Origin of the sequence: Thiocapsa sp., assembly GCF_011390875.1 — a bacterium.
Lineage (GTDB): Bacteria > Pseudomonadota > Gammaproteobacteria > Chromatiales > Chromatiaceae > Thiocapsa.
Genome location: NZ_JAABRP010000117.1, coordinates 1 through 312, shown reverse-complemented (window position 1 = coordinate 312; position 312 = coordinate 1). Strand labels below are relative to the sequence as shown.

At 66.0% G+C, this 312-nt stretch carries 1 protein-coding gene; it reads left to right on the top strand.

The genetic code is table 11. The features are described 5' to 3' along the window. A partial coding sequence (locus tag GPT33_RS11010; RefSeq protein ID WP_296808681.1) for a hypothetical protein occupies positions 1–312 on the top strand: 312 nt, incomplete at both ends.

The following is a 312-nucleotide window of genomic DNA, read 5'->3' as shown; positions in this document are numbered from 1 at the left end:
CCTTGGTCTGCCCGGAGGTGCCCGGGTTCCAGCCCGAGAAGAACATGGAGATCCGCTTCTTCGCGCCGGGCAACCTGGTCTCCAACCTGGATTTCGTCGAGAGCATCTTCGGCAACGGCGGCAACCCCTATCTTGCCGACTTCGATGCCGCCTTGGACGTCGATCACTGGACCGGCCACACCGGCTGCGTGCTGCTCGCTCCGCACTTGACGCAGCTCACGAAGCAGGCGCTTGGGCTGCCGCACCGCGATCTCGCGACCGACCGCCAGCGTGCGGAGGGCATGTGCTGGAGCGAACCGGAGGAGCGCTACA